The sequence below is a fragment of the Streptomyces sp. NPDC059832 genome, from assembly GCF_042731715.1.
GTDB lineage: Bacteria > Actinomycetota > Actinomycetes > Streptomycetales > Streptomycetaceae > Streptomyces.
This window is the reverse complement of sequence record NZ_JBHWIY010000029.1, coordinates 93,744-110,501: the sequence shown is the minus strand read 5'-3', so window position 1 is coordinate 110,501 and position 16,758 is coordinate 93,744. Positions and strand designations below refer to the sequence as shown.

General features: G+C 67.8%; 18 protein-coding genes. 6 read left to right on the top strand and 12 right to left on the bottom strand.

From position 1 onward, the window contains the following. Positions 1-150: 150 nt before the first annotated feature. Positions 151-1,082, top strand: a protein-coding gene (locus ACFV8T_RS35150; RefSeq protein WP_385335509.1) for an IS5 family transposase whose coding sequence is annotated in 2 segments (ribosomal slippage) — positions 151-556 and positions 556-1,082 — 933 coding nt in all. Because the reading frame shifts where the segments join, the coding sequence is not laid out codon by codon here. Between the two features lie 99 nt (positions 1,083-1,181). Here ACFV8T_RS35150 and ACFV8T_RS35145 read toward each other — a convergent pair. Continuing rightward, positions 1,182-2,129, bottom strand: coding sequence for an NAD(P)-dependent oxidoreductase (locus ACFV8T_RS35145; RefSeq protein WP_385335507.1), 948 nt, complete (start codon positions 2,127-2,129; stop codon positions 1,182-1,184). 610 nt (positions 2,130-2,739) lie between these two features. On the opposite strand from ACFV8T_RS35145, the gene ACFV8T_RS35140 reads away from it, so the two are divergent. Then, positions 2,740-3,627, top strand: a complete 888-nt coding sequence (locus ACFV8T_RS35140; protein WP_385335505.1) for a hypothetical protein — start codon at positions 2,740-2,742, stop codon at positions 3,625-3,627. Between the two features lie 569 nt (positions 3,628-4,196). Here ACFV8T_RS35140 and ACFV8T_RS35135 read toward each other — a convergent pair. Beyond that, positions 4,197-6,689: a DUF4157 domain-containing protein gene (locus ACFV8T_RS35135; RefSeq protein ID WP_385335503.1), complete on the bottom strand. Its 2,493-nt coding sequence runs from the start codon at positions 6,687-6,689 to the stop codon at positions 4,197-4,199. A gap of 406 nt (positions 6,690-7,095) precedes the next feature. On the opposite strand from ACFV8T_RS35135, the gene ACFV8T_RS35130 reads away from it, so the two are divergent. Next, a complete protein-coding gene (locus ACFV8T_RS35130; RefSeq protein WP_385335501.1) occupies positions 7,096-7,437 on the top strand; it encodes a hypothetical protein in 342 nt (113 codons plus the stop codon). 305 nt (positions 7,438-7,742) lie between these two features. Here the strand turns inward: ACFV8T_RS35130 and ACFV8T_RS35125 are convergent, their stop codons facing one another. From ACFV8T_RS35125 to ACFV8T_RS35115, 3 genes are read right to left on the bottom strand one after another with little or no spacing between them, the layout of a single operon-like run. Then, the gene (locus tag ACFV8T_RS35125) at positions 7,743-8,519 is read right to left on the bottom strand and encodes an ABC transporter permease (protein WP_385335499.1); all 777 of its coding nucleotides are present in this window, start codon (positions 8,517-8,519) and stop codon (positions 7,743-7,745) included. Continuing rightward, the gene (locus ACFV8T_RS35120; RefSeq protein ID WP_385335497.1) at positions 8,516-9,481 is read right to left on the bottom strand and encodes an ATP-binding cassette domain-containing protein; all 966 of its coding nucleotides are present in this window, start codon (positions 9,479-9,481) and stop codon (positions 8,516-8,518) included. Before ACFV8T_RS35120 ends, ACFV8T_RS35125 begins: the two co-directional genes overlap by 4 nt. Before the next feature lie 29 nt (positions 9,482-9,510). Further along, positions 9,511-10,179: a DUF4097 family beta strand repeat-containing protein gene (locus ACFV8T_RS35115; RefSeq protein ID WP_385335495.1), complete on the bottom strand. Its 669-nt coding sequence runs from the start codon at positions 10,177-10,179 to the stop codon at positions 9,511-9,513. Between the two features lie 261 nt (positions 10,180-10,440). On the opposite strand from ACFV8T_RS35115, the gene ACFV8T_RS35110 reads away from it, so the two are divergent. Beyond that, on the top strand, positions 10,441-11,175 hold the full coding sequence (locus tag ACFV8T_RS35110) for a helix-turn-helix domain-containing protein (RefSeq protein ID WP_385335494.1): 735 nt from the start codon (positions 10,441-10,443) through the stop codon (positions 11,173-11,175). Positions 11,176-11,480: 305 nt separating this feature from the next. Here ACFV8T_RS35110 and ACFV8T_RS35105 read toward each other — a convergent pair whose 3' ends face one another. The 4 genes from ACFV8T_RS35105 to ACFV8T_RS35090 form a co-directional block, all read right to left on the bottom strand. Further along, complete coding sequence (locus tag ACFV8T_RS35105) at positions 11,481-11,804, bottom strand: hypothetical protein (RefSeq protein WP_385335492.1); 324 nt, start codon at positions 11,802-11,804, stop codon at positions 11,481-11,483. Positions 11,805-12,206: 402 nt separating this feature from the next. Continuing rightward, a complete protein-coding gene (locus ACFV8T_RS35100; RefSeq protein ID WP_385335490.1) occupies positions 12,207-12,779 on the bottom strand; it encodes a GNAT family N-acetyltransferase in 573 nt (190 codons plus the stop codon). Between the two features lie 390 nt (positions 12,780-13,169). Continuing rightward, the gene (locus tag ACFV8T_RS35095; protein ID WP_385335488.1) at positions 13,170-13,313 is read right to left on the bottom strand and encodes a hypothetical protein; all 144 of its coding nucleotides are present in this window, start codon (positions 13,311-13,313) and stop codon (positions 13,170-13,172) included. 148 nt (positions 13,314-13,461) lie between these two features. Next, on the bottom strand, positions 13,462-13,842 hold the full coding sequence (locus ACFV8T_RS35090; protein WP_385335487.1) for an aminotransferase class III-fold pyridoxal phosphate-dependent enzyme: 381 nt from the start codon (positions 13,840-13,842) through the stop codon (positions 13,462-13,464). Between the two features lie 79 nt (positions 13,843-13,921). Between ACFV8T_RS35090 and ACFV8T_RS35085 the strand changes: the two genes are divergently transcribed. After that, entirely contained in the window at positions 13,922-14,590 is a 669-nt protein-coding gene (locus tag ACFV8T_RS35085; RefSeq protein ID WP_385335485.1) for an SGNH/GDSL hydrolase family protein, read from the top strand. Between the two features lie 810 nt (positions 14,591-15,400). Here the strand turns inward: ACFV8T_RS35085 and ACFV8T_RS35080 are convergent. From ACFV8T_RS35080 to ACFV8T_RS35070, 3 genes are read right to left on the bottom strand one after another with little or no spacing between them, the layout of a single operon-like run. Then, positions 15,401-15,673, bottom strand: a complete 273-nt coding sequence (locus ACFV8T_RS35080) for a hypothetical protein (protein WP_385335483.1) — start codon at positions 15,671-15,673, stop codon at positions 15,401-15,403. Further along, positions 15,670-15,813, bottom strand: coding sequence for a hypothetical protein (locus ACFV8T_RS35075; protein ID WP_385335481.1), 144 nt, complete (start codon positions 15,811-15,813; stop codon positions 15,670-15,672). The genes ACFV8T_RS35080 and ACFV8T_RS35075 overlap by 4 nt, the downstream gene beginning before the upstream one ends. Next, complete coding sequence (locus tag ACFV8T_RS35070) at positions 15,814-15,951, bottom strand: hypothetical protein (protein WP_385335479.1); 138 nt, start codon at positions 15,949-15,951, stop codon at positions 15,814-15,816. 338 nt (positions 15,952-16,289) lie between these two features. Here ACFV8T_RS35070 and ACFV8T_RS35065 point away from each other — a divergent pair, with 338 nt between their 5' ends. Further along, the gene (locus tag ACFV8T_RS35065; protein ID WP_385335477.1) at positions 16,290-16,703 is read left to right on the top strand and encodes an alpha/beta fold hydrolase; all 414 of its coding nucleotides are present in this window, start codon (positions 16,290-16,292) and stop codon (positions 16,701-16,703) included. The last annotated feature ends 55 nt before the right edge of the window (positions 16,704-16,758 follow it).

Genomic DNA, 16,758 nt, shown 5'->3' with positions numbered 1-16,758 from the left:
GAGCTGCAGATACTCATCGCGACCTGGACCGGCGCCTGCCCCACCTGTCACCGCGACATGCCAGACCCCGCACCAACATGACCAAGCCCTACTAGGGACTGTTTCTCGGATCTCCTGACAGGGGTGTGGTGTTGAGGTCAGGGTGGTGGGATGGGACGTGGGGATCTGACGAATGCGGAGTGGGATCGACTGGAGTCGTTCCTGCCTCGTGGTGGTGGGCGCGGGGGTCGGTGGAGTGACCACCGTCGGGTGATCAACGGAGTGCTCTACCGGGTGCGGACGGGTGTCCAGTGGCGGGACCTGCCGGAGCGGTTCGGGCCGTGGGAGACGGTCTACAAACGGCATCGTCGCTGGTCAGCTGATGGAACGTGGAAGATGCTGCTGTCTCGCATCCAGGCCGCCGAGGATGCCGCGGGCCGGATCGACTGGGATGTGTCCGTGGACTCGACCGCCGTGCGAGCCCACCAGCACGCTGCCGGCGCGCGGAAGGCACCGCTGGCCGAGGGTCCTCAAAAGGGGAACGTTCGGGGGACGAACCGGGTCGATCCGGTGCTGCGGAAACTGGCCGTCCGGTTGGAGGAGGTGGTCAGATCGGCGAATGCCTGGGACGCTCCCGAGGCGGCTTCACCACCAAGATCCACCTCGCCGCCGAGGGACGATGCCGCCCTCTCGTCTTCGTCCTGACACCCGGCCACTACGGCGACGGCCCCCAGCTCGAGGCCGTGCTGGAGCAGATCTCCGTGCCCCTCAGCGGAGTCGGGCGGCCCCGCACCCGACCAGATCACGTCCTGGCAGACAAGGCCTGCACGTCCCGAAGAAACCGTCGCTACCTGCGACGACGCGGCATCCGGCACACCATCCCCGAACGCCTCGACCAGCAGAAACACCGGCAGAACCGAGGTTCCCGAGGCGGCCGGCCCACCGGCTTCGACAGCGAGCGCTACAAGAAGCGCAACACCGTCGAACGGGCCATCAACCGGCTGAAGGGCTTCCGAGCAGTCGCCACCCGCTACGAGAAACGCGCCTACATCTACCTCGGCACCGTCACCCTCGCGGCCCTCGCGATCTGGCTCCGAACATGATCCAAGAAACAGACCCTAGACGTGAACGAAGCCACACGATGTTGTCTGTTCCCACCGAAGCCGGTCGCCGTCTCATCCAACCCGGTTGAGCTACAGGGGTCAGGCGTGTGGCGACAGGCCGTCGTCCACGGGGACGTTCTCGGCTTCCAGCGTGATGCCGGAGTTCCTGGCCTGCTCAAGGAGCAAGGCGGCGAAGTCCTCCTCGACATGCCCTGCCCCGACGGCACCCGCGACGAGCTGAGCGGTGGCGGCGGCGAGCGGCATCGGGACCTCCAGCTCACGGGCTGCGGACAGCCCCAGATCGAAGTCCTTGCGCAGCAGCGGCATGGTGAACGTCGGCTTGAAGTCCAGGTTGACCAGCGCAGGCGACTTGTAGCGGGTGTAGACCGAGCCCAGCACGGAGCCGTTGAGAAATTCCAGGAGAGCGGCACGACTGACACCGCCCTTCTCCGCGAGGACGGTGATCTCGGCGAGCGACTGGGTGAGGACACCGAGGAAGACGTTGTGCGCGATCTTGACGAGACGGGCGACCTCGCCCTCTCCGACGTAGGTCACCCCGTGCCCCAGCAGTGCCAGCAACGGCTCGACCTGGTCGAACACCGCGCGTGAGCCGGAGACAGCGACGGTCAACTTGCCTGCGGCGATCACCCGCGGGTTCCCGCTCACCGGGGCGGCCAGGAATTCGGTCCCCCGCTTGGCGGCTGCTTTGCGGGTCAGCGCAGACATCTGCACGGACACCGTGGAGTTGTCGACCAGCACCCCCGGTGCGGCATCCGGCGAGGTCAGCACGCCGCCAGGGCCCGTGGTGACCGCCTCCAGGTCGGGCGATGCGGAGACCGTGGTGAAAACGACGTCCCGGTCGGCCAGACCGGCCGCCCGGTCGACGATCTCGGCTCCCCGTTCGGCCAGCGGCTCGGCCTTGGCGCGGGTCCTGTTGTAGACGGCTACGTCGTACCCTGCGTCCAGCAGCCGGGCGGCGAGCTGGAAGCCCATTCGGCCGGTACCGATCCAGCCGATGCGCGGGCGGTCCTGGGCGGCATACGTCATTCTTTTGTACCTCGATCCTGGAAGACGGCTCGACCTATGCGGCCCTGCTGCTCACCGACCGGACCGCCGCACGCGACCGGCAAGGTGCTGAAACGCGACGGCCCCTGCGTCAGATTGCATGACCATCCCGCCCTGCCTGAGGCGGTCAGGATGGAGATCTGCTGGACCACACCCGCGTATGCGAGCAAAGGTGAGTCTGCCTCGCCACACACTCGCTCGGCTTCAGGCGCAGCCGCAGGCACTCCAGGCGGGTGACGGCGTGCCTCACCGAGACCCCACCGACCGGGTTGGATGTGACGGCGACTGGCTTCGGTGAGAACGGACAGACGCGTAGACATGCTCTGCCATAGGGCCGCGTGTCCCCCTCACGCCCCGCCCAAGCCAGAGGGCACCATCGACCTGCTGGACATCCTGAAGTACGCCACGAATTCGGCTACGGATCCCCGATCAGTGCCGGCGTCCGCTCAGGTATCAGCGGCTGACCACCGAGTCCTCGGGACTGCCAGCCCTCGGAAGAGAAGAAGCGCACCAATAGGCGGCTGGACACCAGGCCCTCGACACGACGATCACCAGTTGCCAACCACACGCCAGATCAACGGGGCTGGTGCACGTGAGACACGGCAAGAACGCAGTGACAAACTGGGTCCAGGGCTCGAAGACAGCGTCGCGGCAGCAACTGTACGGCGAGGACCTGGTCCACTCCGACGACTCCCCCGCCGACCCGGACTCCCCCGACCATGACCACCAGCGCCCTCGACCGCGGCGTGCGGTGGCCTGCGACGTCGTGGCTTATACCGCCGTACAGCTCGGGGCGGCCATTGCGATCACCCGCGCGTTCGGCTATGGGGTCACGCCCACCGCGCTGCTCGTCGGCGCGGCTGTCAACGCCTCGGCACAAGCCGCGATCGACGGCGGAGCCCTACTGCTATGGCTGGCGAAGAAGACCGGCTGCATCGAGCGCTGCCAGGCCGTTCGCGTCGACGACGGCAAGGCCACCTCGGAACTCAAGAGGCCGGGCAGTACGTGGATGGAGTCGGACGTTCTCTGCACCACCACACGCTCGGCGGGCTCTGCCGTGCTGGAGGCAGTTTCGGGATCAATGCCGAAAGCGGGCTTTGTTCCCCTCGATACGAATCAGGAATTCGGTGATGGGGGCTCCGTCTGTGGTGGGGACGAGGATGAGCCCCTCCACATGGATTGCCTCGTCTGCGGCAAGAGCGGCTTCCTGATCACCTTGACGCCAGGCATCGCGCGACGCGGCGAAGAGTGGCCGCAGTCCATCCCAGGCGGGTGCGGGTTCAAAGCGACAGTCGGTCCAGAACATGTCGATTCCTTCAAAGGTCAACGTCCCTACCAGGCGGTCTCGCTGTCTGAGCTGCCAACTCTGATCCGTCATTGCGTCCCCTCACTTGGCGTAACGGGCACTTTAGCGCTGCGACCTGCATGGCCTGTCTGGCCCAGGCCCGCCGCAGCTCAGCAGCCGAAAGGATCGCAATGACGCTGGATGACGTTGCGACGTGAGGACGTTCGGAGCGGTGTGGGATGTGCTGGCGGTCGGCCACAATCTCGTGGGTCACATGTTCGACCAGAGCTACCATCAGGCCGCGAACAAGGGGGCGCCGTCGGCTGCCGAGGTCGCCGACGGCGCCAGCCCCCGGCGGGTCTGGGGTGCGTGCCTGGGGCAGGTCGCCCAGTACCACCTGGTGATGGCCGTGCCGCTGACCCTGGCTCGGCGAACGCGGCGTCCACGATCCGATCGTCCCGGCCGGGTTCGCGGCGTCGGCCACGCTGGACGAGGGTGAGGTGGCGGCAGGCTTCGGTAAGCGGGGGCGGCGGTGGAAGTAGCCGTCCTGTTCATTCGGAACTCGGATAGTCGGACGGTCGTAGCTCGGATCACCGGAGTCTCGGATAGCCGGAACCGTGAAGCACCGATTCCGGATGCGAGCCCAACGGGGCGACGGGGTCGACGGAGCCGGACTGGGTCGAGGCGGCCGAGTGGACCACAGGGCCGCGGGGACTGTCGGGGCGACACCCGATGGGTGCCGCCCCGCCAGCCGGAATGGGCTACTACTCGCTGCCCGGGAGTCCGAGGAGGTAGTCGACGAAGGTCTTGTAGGCATCGGCATTCCGGTAGTCCGATTTGAGCTTCTCTTCCCTGCTCCGCAGATCGGAGGCGAGCTCGGTCTTCATCAGGAAGTCGCGCAGGTGCTGCCCCCCGATCCAGCGGCCGAGGTCCTTGGTGGCGGAGGCCCGGTCGCTGAAAGCCCCCATCCTGCCTTCCTGCTGCATGTTCTGCAGAGCGGCCGCCGCGGCCTTGAACTGGGCCTGGCCGGGGGCCGGGGCTGTACCCCGCTGGTCGTAGTCCTGGCTGACGGCGGCGATGCTGTCGATATCAGGCTGCTTGACCCCGGCGCCGGCGTACAGCGATTGCCGGAACGCCTTGCTCTGCTCCATGCCGATGCTCTCGTACATGATGGTCTTGCCGGCCGACAGTGCCTCGGAGGTGCTCTGGTTGCCGGTCGTCATCACGATCGGCTCGCTCGCCTTGATCAGTGTCAGCATGTCGTCGTGCGGGACCCGGTCGGTCGTGATCCAGTGCATCGTCTTGCCGACGCCGCCGGTTTCCTGCACCGTGATCGTCGGGGCCCGTTTCTGGGAGGACACCTCCACCAGCCGGACTTTGGCCACCCCGAGCCCCTCGAGGTCGCGCTTCACGGTGGCGTCGAACGCCGGCATCTGCGTGGGCGAGGACTGGACGACGTGCACGTCGTTGCTCTTGCCGTTCTCGACCTCGGCCACGGTGAGCGCGAACCGCATCGCGCTCTTGTTGGAGTAGGCGAAGTACAGCCGGGAAGTAGCGGCGGCGGCATAATCCTTCGCCGCCTGCTCCTGGTCCTCCGGGAAGAGCGCGGTGAGCAGATCTTTGGACTTCAGCGCCTGGAGGTTCTCCAACCGGGCGGCCCGCTTGTTCTCCTCGCCCGCAATGCTGTCCTGGTTCTGTTTGTAGGCTCTCAGACCGGCGTCGAAGGTGATGCCGACCTCTCCCGCACCGAGCCCGGTGGTGTAGCCGGTCCCGGCGGCGCCCGGCGGTAGCGACTCCTTCTTGGAGTACTCGGTCATCGCGGAGACCGTGCTGCCCCACTTGCTGACGCTCTGTTGGAAGTTCTTGGTGGCGGCCAGCTGCGGGGCGACGATCGCGTGGGTGGGGGCCTTGCCGGGATCGAGTTGCGGGGCCGTGGGGGTGGCGCCGTCGAGCACCGCGAACGGGTGGCCGGAGTCCTCGAAGACACCCGGCTGCTTCTTGTGCGCCGCCTCGGCGGTCAGCAGCGCGATGTCGTTCTTGTTCGCCCCGGTCCGGGGGAAGTTCTCGCGCAGCGCGTCGGCGGTCTTGATGCCGAGCATCAGGTCGCCCTTGCCCTGGGCCTCATGGGTGAAGACCGCGATGGGTGCCCGGCCGGTCCACTCCAGGCAGCTGTAGAGCTGGTCGATGAGGTGTGGCATGACCTGGGCCTTGTTGTTGAGCTTCACAGATCCGGCCATCTGCTGGAACACCGTGCCGTCCAACCGGCTTGCGGCCCGTCGGCGCAGGTACTTGTGGGGAGCGGCCCGCTCCGTCTCCAGTTCGTCCCGGGCCTGCGCGGAGTTCGCCGCGAAGTCCTCCACCGAGACCTGCTCGGCGACCCCCTTCTCCCGCTCCTCGACCGGCGCTGGAGACGCGGTGGTGTGGGCGTGCGGTGCCAGGGTCGGCGTCGAGACCGAGGGAACCTGCTGCTGGGTGGCCACGGAGTTGGACTGCTGCCCGGCCCTGGTGAGCTCGGCCGGTTTGGGCCTGGGCGCCGGCCGCGGGGGGCGGGCCGGGGTGGTCACGGCCGGAGTGGTCACCGCCGGAGTGGTGGACGCCGGAGCGGCCCCCGGAGTCGGCGTGGTCCCGGACTGCTGCGGCGGCTGGAGACCCAGCGCCGACGCGAGGTCGCCGAGGTTGTCGTAGGCCGTCGCGCCGGTACGAGCCGCATCGACCACACTCCACTTCGGCGCCGACCCCGGGATCTGCTCCTTCAGCTCCCTGATCGCCTGAGCGGTGTTGTAGCCGCTCAGGCCGCCCTGGAAGACCCGCTGCACGGGGAGCGACGACGCGGAGTCCCCACCGCCCGACGCAGGGGGCGCGTCGGCGCCCGAGTGGCCGCCCTGCGGGGCGGGGCCGCTCATCACCCGACGGGCGTTGGCCTCCGCCTCCCGCTCGAACTGGTCGGAAGGGTCCGACACCCGCAGACCCGCACCGTTGTCGGTGCCGGCGACCGGCCCCTGCCGCTGCTGAATGACGTGCGTCAACTCGTGCGCCAGGGTGTGCTTGTCCACGCCGCTCTCGCCGACGACCACATGGCTGCCCGAGGTGTAGGCGCGAGCACCGACTTCGGCGGCGGAGGCCTTCGCGGCGCTGTCGTTGTGGATGCGGACATCGGAGAAGTCCGCCCCGAGCCGCCGCTCCATGTCCGCCCGTACATCGGCGGCCAGCGGCCGGCCGGCGCTGCGCAGCACATCCGGAACGGCAGAGCGCTGCACTGGCGCCGGCTCCAAGGGGTCGCAACCGGTCGTCCCGTGTCGGTACTGTTCCGGCTGGACCCAGGCGTGGCCGCTCTGGCGGAGCATCTGGACGACGGCGGCATTGCCCACGGTGCTCTGCAGGGCGGCCAGGGCCTCGGTCGTCCACCCAGCGGACGGTGCACCTCCGGCGGCGGGTCCGATCGGACGTTGCGTAACGACCGACCGACGTTGCTTGGCGACAGCCTCGACCGACCGCTCCTCTCGCACGTGCATTGCCACTCCCTGAAATCGGGTATACGGAGTCCAGGTTCCTCCTGCGGCAGGCACCGGATCAACGGCCGGAAGGGCAGACGCAGGGCAGCCCCTCCCGCCTCAGGGCCCAGGGCCCAGGGCCCGGTGAACCTCATCTGAACGGCCGTCCCCCGTGGCCGGTTCCGGCAAGCTCCGGGTGCGCCGGGTCCTCGAACCGCTCCCCGGCATCGGCGCCGTCTGCGTCGGCCAACTGCTCGCACGCCTCGGCATCTCCGGGAGCCGCCGCGTCCATGGCCTCGGCTCCGGACAGCGCGTCCGGCTCCTCACTCCGGCGACGTCCGTCACCGGGCGGCGCACGCCGGTGACGACGCGCGGCTCTGGAAGCCGGTCCCGGCGCCTCACACGCCTCAGCCATCACGACTTCGTCGTAGAGCGCCGACGCGGCGACGACCGTCTCGTACAGCGCCTCGGTGTGCACCGAACCCCAGGTGCCGTCTCTGGGCGCCGTCCTTGACCGACAGCATCGGGTGATCGCGGAGCAGCGGCATTTGAAGGTGAGGAGGTTGAGCATCGAGGAGCGTACTGCGAAGCGGCCGAGTCGCGCCGCGACCTGGAGGGCGAGGTGATGTGATGGTGCTGACTGATGGTCAGCGTTCACTCCAGGATGCTGAACAACTGCTGCCTGTTCTCGTGGGCAAGGCCACAGGCGCCGATGGCCGGGGGGTGAACCCATGTGGGCGGCGCACGACCGATGCGGTGTCGGTCTACGCCGCCCTGGGCGGGAGGAGTGGCGGGAGGTGGCCCGCGCCGGCATGGCGGTTACTTGGGGTCGCGGTTGAACTGTGCCTTGGACCAGCGGTAGCCCAGGACGGTCAGGCCCAGACACCAGGCCAGCGCGATCCACCAGTTGTTGCCGATCTCGGTGCCTAGGAGGAGTCCGCGCAGGGTTTCGATGGCGGGGGTGAAGGGCTGGTACTCGGCGATCGGCTGGAACCAACCCGGCATCGAGTCGAGCGGGACGAAGGCACTGGAGATGAGCGGCAGCAGGATCAACGGCATGGCATTGTTGCTGGCCGCTTCGGCGTTGGGGCTGCCCAGACCCATGCCGACCGCGATCCAGGTGAAGGCCAGGGCGACCATCGCGAGGAGCCCGAATGCTGCGAGCCATTCCAGGACGGTGGCATCAGTGGAGCGGAAGCCCATGGCGACGCCGACGGCGCCGACAAGGACGACGCTGATGATGGTCTGAAGGACGCTGCCGACGACGTGGCCGAACAGTATGGAGCTGCGGTGGATGGCCATGGTGCGGAAGCGGGCGATGATGCCTTCGTTCATGTCGGTGGAGACCGAGACGGCGGTGCCGATGACGGTGGAGCCAATAGTCATCAGCAGGATGCCGGGCACGATGTAGGCGGTGTAGGCGGAGCGGCCCGCGCCTCCGCTCATGGTGTCGCCGAAGATGTAGACGAACAGCAGCAACATCATGACCGGGGTCAGCAGCAGGTTCAGGGTGAGCGACGGATAGCGGCGGGCATGCAGGAGGTTGCGGCGCAGCATCGTGGAGGAGTCGCGTACGGCTAGGGAGATGGAGCTCATCGGACGCTCTCCTTGGGCTGGTTCGGCTTCGTGGGCACGGTGGTGGTGAGGGCGAAGAAGACGTCGTCGAGGTCGGGTGTGTGCACGGTCAGCTCGTCGGCCTCGATGCCGGCGGAGTCCAGCCGGTCGAGGATGGAGCGGAGTTCGCGCTGGCTGCCGTCGCTGGGGAGTTGGAGGGTGAGGGCCTCGTCGCTACGGGTCGCCTCGGTGAGGGTGCTGGCTGCGTGCTGGTAGTCGGCGGGATCGGTGAAGCGAAGGCGGATGTGTCCGCCGGGGATGAGTCGCTTCAGTTCCTCGGCCGTGCCCTCGGCTGCGATCTTGCCGTCGTGGAGGACGGCGATACGGTCCGCGAGTTCGTCGGCCTCTTCGAGGTACTGGGTGGTGAGGAAGACCGTCACCCCGTCGGTGACGAGCTCGCGGATGATGCCCCACATGTTGTGACGTGAGCGGGGGTCCAGGCCGGTGGTCGGTTCGTCGAGAAAGATGATCCGTGGGGTGCCGACCAGGGTCATGGCGATGTCGAGGCGGCGCTTCATGCCGCCGGAGTAGGTGGAGACCGGCTTCTTCGCGGCCTCGGTGAGGTCGAAGCGGTCAAGGAGTTCGGCGGTGACGCGTCGTCCCTCAGTTTTGGACAGGTGGTGCAGGTCCGCCATGAGGAACATGTTCTCCTCACCGGTGATCAGCCCGTCCACGGCGGAGAACTGGCCGGTGACACCGATCGCCGCGCGGGCGGCCTGCGCCTGGGTGGCGAGGTCGTGGCCGCCGACATGGATCTGACCGGAGTCTGCATCGGGCGAGATGAGGGTGGAGAGGATCTTGACGGCGGTGGTCTTGCCGGCGCCGTTCGGGCCGAGCAGGGAGAAGATCGTGCCTTCCGGGACGGTCAGGTCGACGCCGTCGAGAACGGTCTCGTCGCCGTAGGACTTGCGCAGCCCGTGCGCCGCGATGGCCAAGTTGGTCATGAGGAGAGCTCCTTCAAAGGGTGCGCGGTTCAGAGACTGCGGGCGGTGATGTCACCCTGGGAGGTGGTCGCCTTGATGGTCAGGTCGGGGGTGCCATCGGTGTTCTTCAGCGCGTTGTGGATCCGGCCGTGACCGGTGCCGGCGTCCAGGACGGCGGAGACTCCGTGGGCCGCACCGACGGTGATGTCACCCTGCTGGGTGTTCAGCGTGAGCGTGCCGCGCACAACCTCGGTGATGTTCACGTCGCCCCGCTGGGTGCTGATCTCGCCGGGACCGTTCAGCCGGCCGACCGTGATGTGGGCGTCGAGGCCGGTGAGGCGCGCGCTCGCGGCCTCGTCGAGCCTGACCGAGCCGTAGCCGCCGTCGAAGGCGACATCGCCGAGACGTCCCACGCCGCGGAACTCTGCGGCGGCGGCTTTCGCTTCGACGCGGGAGCCGACGGGCAGCTGGATGGTGACGTCGACGGATCCGGAGTTGCCGAGGATCCGGTTCTTTGCCTCCGGGGCCTGGATCCGCAGGACGCCGTCGGCGTAGGTGACTTCGGTCTGTTCGGCCGTCTTCACGTCGTGGCTCTTGGCGTGGTTGGTGGGCCGGACTTCGACGGTGGTGTCGGTGCGGTCAGCGGCGATGACCTGGATGCGTCCTGCGGGGACGTCGAGGACGGCCTGGACGGCGGCGGGGGTGGCGAACTTCTGCATGGTGCTCTCCTTCTCCGGTATCGCGCGCCCCTTCGACACGCTGTTTCCGATGACAGAAACGCTACGTTGCATTCACGACTCCAGCAACGGCCTTGTTGCGCCAAAAGCTCATCGTTGCAGGTAGATAGGCGAAAGTTGATGCAATAGCCTCGCGCATAACGCAACACCTCGACCCACAGCATGTTGCAATGAACTGAGAGTGAACGCTATAGTCGACACACCAGCCACCACAGGGCCGCCCAGGCCACGAAGGAGACCGCGATGCCGGGAGGCAGGCTCACCCAGCAGGAACGCCAGCAGATCGCACTGGGACTGGCCGACGGCCTCGCCTACGCCGAGATCGCCCGACGCCTGGAGCGGCCGACCTCGACGATCACACGCGAGGTGATGCGCAACGGCGGTCCGACCAGCTACCGTGCCGAAGTGGCCCACCGCGCCACCGAACACCGCGCCCACCGCCGCAAGAAGGCCGCGCCCCGGGACTCGCGGACACCCCCGCAGCCTTACGGACGCGACGCCGAAGAAGTGCGCGCGTACGAGGAAGTGTTCACCACCGTCGTCATTGCTTCGGGCATGCCCACGATGATGTCCAGAGTGACGGCCTGCCTCATCCTCACCGACACCGGTAGCCTCACCGCGGCCGAACTCGCCCAACGTCTCCAGGTCAGCCCGGCGACCGTCTCGAAGGCAATCGCGTTCCTGGAGAGCCAGGGCTTCGTCCGCCGGGAACGAGACGAAGGCCGACGTGAGCGCTACGTCGTCGACGACGACGTCTACTACCAGTCCATGATGGCCAGCGCCCGCTCCATCGCCCAGGTCGTCGACACGGCACGCCAGGGCATCCCCGTCCTCCGCCCCGGCACTCCCGCCGCCACCCGCCTCGAAAACATCGCCCGCTTCCTCGATTTCGTCTCCGAAAGCACCGCCCGCGCCGCCGAACAGGCCCGCGACATCCTCCACACAAAACCCGAGACAACCCCGGACACCACCACCTGAGCCACCGCCAGACCCCCGGGGAAGACAGCCACATCCACACCCACCGACCTCCACCAACCACCGGCCTTCCAGCGCTGGCGGGCGAGGTCGGCGACCTCCACCAACCACCCCTTGGCGGGGCGCGGGGCCGACCTGGACGGAAGACAAGAGCCCATACTGGCTAGGCCTGCACGGGATTGTTGTGAAGGAACGGTGCGACGCGACCTCTCGGAGATCGCTTGGCACGCCCGGTTGACGGAGCACGAGTTGGCGGCCCTGGTGCGTCACGACGATTCCGGCGCGGTCCCGGGCCTCGTAGGCACGCATCAGGTCGAGCTTCCGCCACGCGGATTCGTGCTGCCTGGGGTCGCAGTACCCGCATGGGACAGCGCCTGGGCGCGGGTGGGAGGTCCTTCGGCCACGGTGACGTTAGCCGCGGGCTTGCGGTCGCTCTCGCTCGGTGCGGGCAGGAAACCGTCGTTGACCCGGGTGTGTGGCGTGAAGGAGACCACCGTGCCGTCGTCGCCGGTGGAGTCGGAGTACCACCACTCGAAGACGTCCGGGTCGTCGTTGTGCGCGGCAGTACGGAAACCGTCCTCCCAGACTTGGACGGTGCCCCGCTCGACCCCTGCGCGGACACTGAACGGCACCGGCCTTCCCTCGGCAGGCAAAGCCGTCGAGAACATGCGCCGCGACCCCTGCCTCCCCCGCGCTCGCGGTGTGCGCCGGCCGGACGAACGCGCCACCGATTCCTCGCAATCATCGGACTCACTCACGCACAACCCACGTCTCGGGCGGAAGGCTGTGATGGCACCACCCGGCCCAACGGGCGGCCCGTCCTGCGCGTCGAGGACCAGGTGGTGGGCCGCGGCGGCATCGCCTTCGAGGGAGAGCATCGGGCTCCGCGCGATCCGCACCGCGCAGTCGTCGGCCCGGGGCAGGTCGCAGCCCCATCGTCAGACCGACCCGCCGACGAACGCGCCGTGCACGAGGACGACGTTGCGTGCTTCCGGAAGAGGACCGGAGGTTCGTCCTTCGCCGTACGACGTGTGTCACATGCAGGTCGTTGGCCGCAGGTGAAGGTCCCACTGCTCTCGCGTGATCGCGTACTCGACTGCACGCAGGTCGGTGCCTGGCGGCCAATCTCCGGGGTCCGCCTGGAACGTACGGACGTACCTCAACCCGGCGGCGGCCATCGTCGCGCGCGAGGCGATGTTGGCCGCCGCCGTCATGGCGAAGATCCGGGCCAACCCGAGGTCTTCGAAGCCATGCCGGACCAGCTCACGAGATCCTTCACTGCCCAGTCCCTGGCGCCAGTAGCGCCGCAGAAGCCGGTAGCCGAGTTCGGCCCGTCCTTCCGGCGACTCCTGGCCGTCGGGCTCCGGCGGCCACAGGATCCAGTAGCCGACGAAAACCCCCTCGACGGATCCGGCCCAGTAGCCCAGGCCCCGGACGGCCTCCGCGAGGAACTCGCGGTGCTCCTCCTGCGCCCGTTCACGCGAGCGCGCGCCGCCCAGGTAGCGCATCACCTCAGGATCTGCGTCAAGCTCTACCTGATGCTCCCGATGGTCATCGGAGAGCGCGACCAGATGAATCCGCCGGGTACGCAAGATCGCCTGAGACACGCGGTCCGCTATCCCGAACAGCCGGACCAGAGATCAAGTGCGTATCCGGGGAGCTTGTGCTGCGTACGGTTTGACGTCGCGGGGCCGGCTTGTCGCCAAACCGTACGCAGCAGGGCACGCAGCCCAGCCGTGTCGATGATGTGGGCACGGGTAGGGAAACACCTTGTCGGCACCGCTGCGGCGACGGACGGCGCCGCAGACCTGGCTCTGTCAGGCGTCGTGGTCTCCCCCGACTCGCCCCCGACTCGCCCGTCGCGACACAGCCTGCCGTGGCGGTCCGCCCGTTCCGGACCGCCACAACAACCCACGCACATGAACGTGCGGGGCGCCGTAGCGGCCGAGGGCAGGCTCTGCTGCCGGTCGGGCGCACCGGAAGGTGTCGTAACGGGGTCAGGTGACGAAGAGGTGGTCGGCGAGCATTTCGTCGAGGCTCATGGTGAAGGCTTGTGTGATCTTGTTGAGGTCGTCCGCGGTATGGGCGGCGCTGATCAGGAAGCTGTGGCACTCGGGCAGGTACACGCCGTGTTTGCGCATGTAGTACGCCAGGGCGATGGTGGCTTGAAGTTGCTTCCCGTCATACGGTCCCGGTACAGCTCCGGTTCGTGGTGGCTGAAGGTGAGGGAGAAGATGGAGTTGCGGGCTTTGACCCGGCAGGCGATACCGCGTTCGCGGGCTGCTTGGCTCAGCATGGCGGCGAACTGGTGGGTGTGGTCGTCGAGCCGGCGGTAGAGCTCGGGATGTGCCTTGAGATGTTGCACGGTGCCACACCGGCTGCGCAGGTCAGTGGGTTGCCGCTGAGTGTGCCGCCGGCGAAGATCCGGTTCTCGTAGCCGGAGAAGGGGTCCTGGGAGCTTTTGGTCATGTCGATGAACTCGGCACGCCCTACGACCGCGCCGCAGGACAGTCCGCCGCCGATCACTTTTGCCAGGCAGGTCAGGCCGGGGATGTCGCCGTACTGGTGCACGAGCGTGTTGTCGACCGTACCGGGGTCGGATCCCAGCGATCCTGCGATTGTCGGTGGTATATCGGGGGCTGTCGGTCCGATGTCGGTGGGGTCCGGCATCTTTCGAGAGGTCCTGCCGGGTGTCCATCCGGCTGTGGATTTCCGCTTTTCTCTCCTCACCCGAGCTCAAGGAGCGCACATGACGATCGCTGTCCGACCGGGAAGCACCGTGATGTTCACCGGCGATTCGATCACCGACTGCCAACGGCTGGCGAGCGAAGACGGTCTCGGGTTCGGCTACCCGCTGCGCGTCGCGGTCGAGTGGGGGCTCCGGCACCCGGACCGCCCCGTGACCTGGCTGAACACCGGGATTGGCGGCAACAAGGTGATGGACCTCGAAGCCCGCTGGCAGGCAGACGTGCTCGACGCGCGCCCGGACGTGGTGTCGATCCTCGTCGGGGTCAACGACATGGGCTGGCACACGCTGGACCCGAAGGGGTACGTGATCCCCGTGGAGGAGTTCGAAGCAGGTTATGACCGCCTGCTCGCTCCCCTCGCCGAGGCGGGCACGGAACTGATCCTCGTAGAACCGTTCCTCCTGCCGATCCACGGCGTCGTCGAGGCCGGCGCCGGATTCGCACTCATCGGAGAGGAAGAGCGAAAGCAGTGGCGCACCGACCTGGACCCGAAGATCCAGGCCGTACGCGAGCTCGCCCGCAAGTACGACGCGCATTTGCTTGACGCCGACGGCATGTTCGCCGAGCTCGCCGCGAAGACCGGGCCGGAGTACTGGGCCGCGGACGGCGTGCACCCGACGCCGGCCGGTCACGCCGCACTCGCGGCGGCCTGGCTGCGCCTGGTCGCGTGACCGAGCCTCGCAATCGCCCGCGACACTGACGACCGCGAGGAACCCGTACGGCCCGTCGACGCAGGCCCGATCCCGATCGCCACGCCGCAGCGCGGACTTCGACACCCCGCAGGCGCAAGGGGTCGTTCGACCCGACTGCCCAGGCATGGCCGCCGGCCGCAGCCCCCAACCGTCACCCGCCGGTCACCAGGCCGGTGACCAGTAGAGGGCGTTACTCATCACACGCAGGGAAGCGGCTCCGGCGGATGGTGTGCTGCCAGGCCTGTCCGCCGTTGTTGGAGTAGCGCATGGGTTTGGTCCCCCGGCTGATGATGCGCAGTTCGCTGTGGCTGATGCCGGCCGACTCGTAGTGACGCACCAAGTGCGGTGCCCCCGTGGCCGGTCGAGGTGGCGCACCGCTGCCCGCCGTTCCGGCATGCTATTTGGGCTACTTCGGAGTCGAGATGAACCAGCGCTGGGAGCTGCCTCCGGTACACGTCGCGGTGGAGACGAGGTTGTTCACCGTCGCCGTTCGCGCCTGCCTGTGTGTTGCTCAGGCCCACCGCAAGCCCGATCACCGCTCCCATGGTGGCCAGCCTTCTCAGGAGCATGAGTCCCTCTCTGCCCGGCGCGTCAGGCCGGGATGGCCGGGATGGCCGGGATGGCCGGGAGATCTGTTCTCGATGGGCCTGGATGAGCAGCCAACTGCCGAGGTTGCCGAGCAAATGCAGACTCGGACTCCCCTGCGAGAGTTGCCACTTGCGGCAAAATCTTCACGTCTCGATGAAGTACACCTGCGTCCGGGGGTGCTGGTTCCGTCCGGCATGCTTCTCAGTGGAACCAGACCAGAACTGGGATACGTATCTCCTTGGCATCCCGCATGATCATGTACTCGATGATGACTGGCTCGCCCGGGATTTCGAGGGAGTACCGGACCTCAAGGTCGTCCATCGCGTCGCCGGGCGGCTGCCTGTCGAGATCGATCGCACCACCGGCCTCGATGGCCAGGGCGCGCAGGAAGTTCGCTGTCTTCCTGCGGAGATCGACGGGCATGTCGAGCACGGTCCGTGCCGGAATCTCCTCCGCCCAGACGGTCCAGCTCACCGAGTCCCGTCCACGACCACGAGCAGCTCCTCGACGGAGACGAGTGAGCTGCCGGCCGAGGCATTGGCCCGCCTCTGGGCGGCTGCGGGGGCACGGTGCAGCATCGCCACTTTCCACCAGCGGCGCATCGCGGCCGGCACCTATTCCTCCTCGGCGGCGAGGACCTCGGTGTAGAAGCGAGCGCGCTCGGCACCGGTCAATGCGTCACCGATCCCATTGATGGTGTGCGGGACAGCGGTGACCCGGGGGTCTGCGGAGTGCTCGGGCTGAGCCGTCACGGATCTCTCCTTTGTTCTGCTGACCCGAGTCTCCTATGCCAAGGCCCCGGTCGGGAACCGGATAGGTGAAATCACTGATCCCTCGGAGAGGCGGGCTGTTTCCTGCTGCACATCTCACACGAGACCGTGCGCGGCCTGACTGCTTTCTGGACCCGTGCAGCTGGACCGTCCCGGATGCCGGACGAGTCTTGGCCCCGACTGCATCGGCGTGGGTGTCCGATCCGGCGTCGACGGTGCGTGTGCACCCGCTGACGCCTCCGTCGCTGACCCGCCGGCCGTGCCGCCCTGGCTGACGGACTCGGCGTACATGTACCAGTGGCGGACGACGCGATGGTGCGGTGAAGGAAGCCAAGTCCCCGGTCGGCACCAGCGAGACCGCCTTCGAGGACCCATGGGCGCTGGATGCCCTTTCCGCCCAGGGGCGGGCGCTGACCACGGGCGACACGGCCGGCTGGATCAACGTGTTCCAGCGGTTCACCGCCTGCCCGCACCGCGAACTGACCGACCTCGGTGCCGACTTGATGCGACGGGTGCGGGAGATGGCACTCTGCACGCTCGGCGAGCACGCACTCGGCGAAGCGGACCATTGGGTACCGGTCACGGACACCTGGGAGCGCGCGTCCGGTATCGCCGCCCCCGTGTGCGCGATCAACGGTGCCCTGGACGCACCGGACCGCCTCGCCATAGCAGACCCCCTGGCGAAACTCGTCCCCAGCAGGCAAACTGCCACGGTATCGGCGGCCGCGCACTAGCCGAACATGGAGCAACCGGCCCGCTTCAGCACCGAACTGACATCGTTCCTGGAGA